The following is a 6,463-nucleotide window of genomic DNA, read 5'->3' as shown; positions in this document are numbered from 1 at the left end:
GGGACGCTCGCTCTGGCGGCGGGCTCGGCACTCGTACTCGCGCTCGTCTCGCACGTCTCGTTCTTGGGCGTGATCGGAAGATCCCCGCTGCTCGCCGCGCTGTTCCTGGCGGTTGCGGCGGCGTGGTGCCCGCTTGTGCTCGAGTACGCCATCACGGCTTTGCCACGGCCCTTCGGCGCACCCGTCGCCGGTTTGCCGCATATGGTGGCGCAACGTTCGATTATGGGGGAGGGGCCCGACGCCCACGCCTCCCTGCCCGAGGATACGGAGGTCCCAGATGCCGCTGAAGCGCGCGAATGAGCAGACGCCCTGCGGGGCCCTGTTTGACATACTCAAGCGATTTGGGGGGATCAGCCATAAGGAGCTGGCCTCGATGATCTTGTCCGAGCGACCGCTTGCCGATGGGCGCAGCCCGCAGAGCCGTTCGTCCGATCGGAGCTGGGTGTCGCGCTTTGTGGTGCACGCCCCGGCCGATGCGTCTCAGGAGCGGCTGTTCCGCGATTACGGTGTTGCGGCGCAGCGCGTGATGAACCGCCTGCGCACCAGCCGTTCGGGCTCTCGCACCTGCGCGGAGATTCTCGACATGGTGTGCGGCGAGGCCGGCGAACCCATGGTGCGTGCGTTGGAGGCGAGCCATGATGACGTGCGCCTCTACCGCAACGCCCTGGCCCGCGTGCGCGATGGCGAGGGTTATACGGTGGGGGAGCGTGCCGAGGCGGCCTTGGTCCTGCTCGTGGCGGCGGGGTGCTCGGCCAACGTTGGCCGAGCGGTCGATTACACCACGGAGTACATCCGTTGCCTGATGGGCGGCAGGCTCGGCACTCCCACATCCTGCCCGGTCTCTCTCGACCCCAAGAAGACGCAGGTCGATCTTGTGCTACCGCGCGTGCTCGGGTTTGTGCGCATCGTGGATGGGGTTATCGCCAGCGAGCCGTATTGGGTCTCGTCCGGTTCGGCCGGGGCCGAGATCGGCGCATTGGCCACAGGTTCGGAGGATATCACCGACGTGGCCGGAGACGTTTCGGCCCATCATGCGCGCGTGTGGTACGAGGCCGCCGATGCCGGTGCGGGACGCTGGATGCTGAGTGATCTTGGCTCCAGTAACGGGACCGTGGTGGTTGACGGTGACGGCTCGGCCCCGTCGCGCATCGCAAAAAACGAGGCCGTGGAGATACATCCCGGCGATGAGGTCCGTTTGGGTTCGCGTACGACGTTCGTCCTGGTGGAGGGTGCGGCCGAGATGGCGCGCTAACGGCGCGTCGCCGGCTGGCCCGCGAAGGGACCCGACCCTACTCCTCCCTGCCGAGAAAGCGCTGCAGCTCCGCCTCGCATGCCTCCATGCGCTTGTCGAGCGCGCCGGCGGCGGAGGCGAGCTCATCGAGCTGCTCTTGGCATGCGGCGATGCGCGCTTTTTGCAGCACCGCTGCCTGGGCGATCTGCTCGAGCTCGTCTCCATCGAAGAAATCGACGGTCGCGGCCTGCTGCTCGAGCACCTCGAGCTCGATGCGATGGCGGGCCATCTCATGTTCGAGGTGGCCGGAATAGCCGAGCGCTCCCTGGGAGAGTTCGACGAGCCACCTACGGTAATTGAGCTGGTCGACTGGATCTGGCTCGTCGGTGGAGCCCCCTTTGCGCATGTGGTTCTCGACGGCGGCGATGCCCCAGGCGTTGGGCAGCTCGTCGAAATCTTCCTGCGTGGGCACCTGTTCGCCAATCTCTTGCACGATGCGTTCCGGCAGGTCCCTGAGTAGGCAGAGCAGCTCTGCGCGGGCCTTGTCCATCTCGAGCTCCGCGGAGTACAGGTCGAAAAACGCCGCCTGCAGGTCCGTCTGGGTCACAGCGCTCTTGAGGTAGGCGATGCGGCGACGCAGCTCGCGGCAGGTGGTGGACCTGGGGCAGCGGCATTGCTCGTCGTGGTGCTCGGTGCACGGGGGCTTGAGGGCGGTCTCCTCCTCGGCCATGCGATCGCATACGGCGCTGACCTCGCATCCGGGCTTGGCGCCCTCGGCGTCCAGCTGGAGGCTGGCGATTTGGCGCGCCCGGTCCTCCCGCTTGAGATCGCACAGGCGCTCGCGCAGGTTGGAGATGCGCTCCGTTTCATCCCAGCACTCCCGATGCCTGCGTTCGGCGTGGGCGAGAGTCTCCCTGCGGGCGCGCACCGCCGCGCGCGCTTCGGCGGTGGTCATGCCGGCCTGGGCCGCCGGCGTTTCATTCGAGTTTCCCACGGCTCCTCCTGTCCATAGAATCCGATGTCTCTACCGTATGCGCCCGTGCGGACAAAATGTTGAGCAACAATTTTGATAGGGGGTCCGGCTTGGGGAGGCCCCGTTCGCAAACGCCGTCGGGCGTTGCTCAAACTGCTCGATGACCTGCGAATTTAGCTGGGTAAAACGTTTGCCGATGAACCCCGATTGTCGGCATCCGCGTCGCCGAGCGGGGTACAATGAGGACGCGTGCGTAGTTTCGCGTCGATTCGTCATGTCGCGCGCACCACCTATGGGAAGGACCGTCTCCGGGCCGCGCTTGGCGCCCCGCGCGGGGCCATTCTCATATATAACCCGGGGTCCGCCTGGCCCCGGCGCCTTATATACCTAGTTCGAGAGGAGAGGGGTATATGGCAGATCGCAAGTTCAAATCTATGGACGGCAACGAGGCCGCCGCGTACGTTTCGTACGCGTACACCGAGGTGGCGGGAATCTATCCCATCACGCCGTCCAGCCCCATGGCCGACCATGTCGACCAGTGGGCCGCTCAGGGCAAGAAGAACATCTTCGGCACGCCCGTGAACGTGGTCGAGATGGAGTCCGAGGCCGGCGCCGCCGGCGCCGTGCATGGCTCCCTGGGCGCTGGCGCCCTCACCACCACCTACACGGCATCGCAGGGTCTTCTGCTCATGATCCCGAACATGTACAAGATCGCGGGCGAGGGCCTGCCGAGCGTCTTCCACGTCTCGGCCCGCACCGTCGCCACCCACGCGCTCAACATCTTCGGCGATCACTCCGACGTCATGGCCTGCCGCCAGACCGGTTTTGCCATGCTCGCCGAGGGCAACGTCCAGGAGGTCATGGACCTCTCGCCCGTCGCCCACCTCGCCGCGCTCACCGGCAAGACGCCGTTCGTCAACTTCTTCGACGGCTTCCGCACCTCGCACGAGATCCAGAAGGTCGCCGTGTGGGATTACGAGGACCTCAAGGACATGTGCGACATGGACGCCGTCCAGGCGTTCCGCGACCACGCGCTCAACCCCGAGCATCCCGCGGCCCGCGGCAGCCATGAGAACGGCGACATCTTCTTCCAGCACCGCGAGGCCTGCAACGGCACGTACAACGCGCTGCCCGCCATCGTCCAGTCCTACATGGACAAGGTGAACGCCAAGCTCGGCACCAACTATCACCTGTTCGACTACTACGGCGCCAGCGACGCCGACCGCGTGGTCGTGTGCATGGGCTCCTTCTGCGATACGCTCGAGGAGGTCATCGACTACCTGAACGCCCACGGTGAGAAGGTCGGCCTGGTCAAGGTCCGCCTGTACCGTCCGTGGTCCGTCGAGGACTTCGTGGCCGCGCTGCCCGCGACCGTCAAGAAGGTCGCCGTGCTCGACCGCACCAAGGAGCCCGGCTCCATCGGCGAGCCGCTGTATCAGGATGTCGTCTCCGCCCTGTATGAGGCCGGCCGCTCCGACCTCGTGGTGACCGGTGGCCGTTACGGCCTCGGCTCCAAGGACGAGCCCCCGGCGGCTGCCTTCGCGGTCTTCGAGGAACTCAAGAAGGACGCGCCCAAGCGCGAGTTCACCATCGGTATCGAGGACGACCTTACCGGCCTGTCCCTGCCCATGGATCCGGACGCCCCCAACACGGCGGCCGAGGGCACCATCGAGTGCAAGTTCTGGGGCCTCGGCGGCGACGGCACCGTTGGCGCCAACAAGAACTCGATCAAGATCATCGGCGACCACACGGACAAGTACGTCCAGGCCTACTTCCAGTACGACTCCAAGAAGACCGGCGGCGTGACCACTTCGCACCTGCGCTTCGGTGACTCCCCGATCCGCTCTCCGTACTACGTGAACAAGGCCGACTTCGTGGCCTGTCACAACCCGAGCTACATCATCAAGGGCTTCAAGATGGTCCGCGACGTCAAGCCCGGCGGCACGTTCCTGGTCAACTGCCAGTGGACGCCCGAGGAGTTCGCCTCCCACATGCCGGCTAACGCCAAGCGCTACATCGCCCAGAACAACATCAACGTCTACCTGATCGACGCCATCGACCTGGCTGCCAAGGTGGGCATGGGTAAGCGCACCAACACGGTGCTGCAGTCCGCGTTCTTCGCCCTGGCCGGCGTGCTGCCGCAGGAGGACGCGATCCGCTACATGAAGGAAGCGGCAACCAAGTCCTATGCCAAGAAGGGCGAGGCCATCGTCGAGGCCAACCACAAGGCCATCGATGCCGGCGCCACTGCTTTTGTAAAGTTCGACGTCCCGGCCGACTGGGCCGACGCCACCGACGCCGCTCCCGCCTCCGTCCTCTCCGAGGACGAGAAGAGCGCCATCGCCAAGCAGGTCAAGGAGCTCATGGAGCCCATCGCCCGCATGGATGGCGACTCCCTGCCCGTCTCCGCGTTCAAGGATTACGCCGACGGCCAGTTCGAGCTGGGCGCCTCCCAGTTCGAGAAGCGCGGCGTGGCCGTCATGGTCCCGCACTGGGATGAGACCAAGTGCATTCAGTGCAACCAGTGCGCCTACGTCTGCCCGCATGCCACCATCCGTCCCTTCGCGCTCAACGAGGCCGAGGTCGCCGAGGCGCCCGAGACCATGCGCATGCTGGATGTGAAGATCCCCAAGGACACCGGCTACAAGTTCGCCATCGCCGTCAGCCCGCTCGACTGCATGGGCTGCACCAACTGCGCCAAGGTCTGCCCCAAGGATGCGCTCACCATGGTTCCCGCCGAGGGCGAGCTCGTGGAGCAGAAGACCTTCGATTACTGCGTGGCCAACGTCGCCGAGAAGCCCGAGCTCATCGGCAACAACGTCAAGTCCAGCCAGTTCAAGCAGCCCCTGCTTGAGTTCTCCGGCTCCTGCGCCGGCTGCGCCGAGACGGCCTACGCTCGCCTGGTGACCCAGGTTTGCGGCGACCGCATGTTCATCTCCAACGCCACCGGCTGCTCCTCCATTTGGGGCAACCCGGCCGCGACCTCCCCGTTCTGCACCGACAAGAACGGCCATGGCCCGGCATGGAACAACTCCCTGTTCGAGGACAACGCCGAGCACGGTCTCGGTCTCGAGCTCGGTTACAAGGCAGTCCAGGGCAAGCTCGTCGCCCAGAGCGAGGAGCTCATGGCTTCCGACTGCGCGACCGACGAGCTGAAGGCCGCCGCTCAGGCTTGGATCGACTCCCGCGACGATGTCGAGGCCTTCAAGACCGCGGCTGCCGCCTACATCGAGCAGCTCGAGGCCTGTGGTTGCGATAAGGCCAAGGCGATCCTGGCCGACAAGGCGTACCTCACCAAGAAGTCCTTCTGGATCTTCGGCGGCGACGGTTGGGCCTACGATATCGGCTTCGGCGGCCTTGACCACGTCCTGGCCTCTGGCAACAACGTCAACGTCTTTGTGTTCGACACCGAGGTGTACTCCAACACCGGCGGCCAGGCCTCCAAGGCCTCTAACCTGGGCCAGGTCGCCCAGTTCGCCGCCGCGGGCAAGAACATCAAGAAGAAGAGCCTCGCCGAGATTGCGATGAGCTACGGCTACGTGTACGTGGCGCAGGTCGCCATGGGCGCCAACCCGGCTCAGACCCTCAAGGCCATCCACGAGGCCGAGGCCTACGACGGCCCGTCCATCATCATCGGCTACAGCCCCTGCGAGATGCACTCCATCAAGAAGGGCGGCATGCAGAACTGCCAGGCCGAGATGAAGAAGGCCGTGGACTGCGGCTACTGGAACCTGTTCCGCTACAACCCGGCTGCCCCCGAGGGTAAGAAGTTCGCCCTCGACTCCAAGGAGCCGGCTGGCGGTTACCAGGAGTTCCTCATGAACGAGGCCCGCTACGCGAGCCTGACCGCCGCGTTCCCCGAGCGCGCCGAGGAGCTCTTCGCCGCCAACGAGGCTGCCGCCATGGATCGCTACAAGCACCTCGTCAAGCTCAAGACCCTCTATAACGAGGAGTAGTCTTCGATAGCTGCGCTTTGTAGCACAGAGCGATTTGTGCGCCCCCGCCGAGATGTCCGGCGGGGGCGCTTTCGTTTTGAGCGGAGATGTGACCGTCGCCGCTGGATCGGACCCGAGATGCGACCGTCGCCGTTGCGCCTGGGCCCGAGATGCGGCCGCACCGTTGAGCCGGGGCTCGAGATATAACCGAAGTCACGTTTTTGATGGTCCAAACGTGACTTACGTTGTATCTCGAGAGGCCGAACGGCCCCCGGCCCTGCGCCCAGCCCCGGTCCCGTGCTCGCCCCCGGCCCTGTGCCCATG

Annotated in this window: 4 protein-coding genes; 3 read left to right on the top strand and 1 reads right to left on the bottom strand. The window is 65.4% G+C overall.

Annotated features, from left to right (window positions below):
• On the top strand, positions 1–300 hold a 300-nt coding region (locus tag COLINT_RS08645), incomplete at its 5' end, for a hypothetical protein (RefSeq protein WP_006723379.1).
• A 73-nt stretch (positions 301–373) separates the two neighbouring features.
• Positions 374–1,252 (top strand): FHA domain-containing protein, encoded by an 879-nt coding sequence (locus tag COLINT_RS05245; RefSeq protein WP_039910380.1) that lies wholly within the window; start codon positions 374–376, stop codon positions 1,250–1,252.
• Between the two features lie 37 nt (positions 1,253–1,289).
• On the opposite strand, the gene COLINT_RS05240 is transcribed toward COLINT_RS05245, so the two are convergent.
• Positions 1,290–2,225, bottom strand: a complete 936-nt coding sequence (locus COLINT_RS05240; protein ID WP_039910379.1) for a hypothetical protein — start codon at positions 2,223–2,225, stop codon at positions 1,290–1,292.
• A gap of 389 nt (positions 2,226–2,614) precedes the next feature.
• Here COLINT_RS05240 and nifJ point away from each other — a divergent pair, with 389 nt between their 5' ends.
• Complete coding sequence (gene nifJ, locus COLINT_RS05235; RefSeq protein WP_006723374.1) at positions 2,615–6,160, top strand: pyruvate:ferredoxin (flavodoxin) oxidoreductase; 3,546 nt, start codon at positions 2,615–2,617, stop codon at positions 6,158–6,160.
• The last annotated feature ends 303 nt before the right edge of the window (positions 6,161–6,463 follow it).

Origin of the sequence: Collinsella intestinalis DSM 13280 (assembly GCF_000156175.1) — a bacterium.
In the GTDB taxonomy this organism is placed as follows: domain Bacteria; phylum Actinomycetota; class Coriobacteriia; order Coriobacteriales; family Coriobacteriaceae; genus Collinsella; species Collinsella intestinalis.
This window is presented reverse-complemented; position numbering and strand designations above follow the sequence as displayed.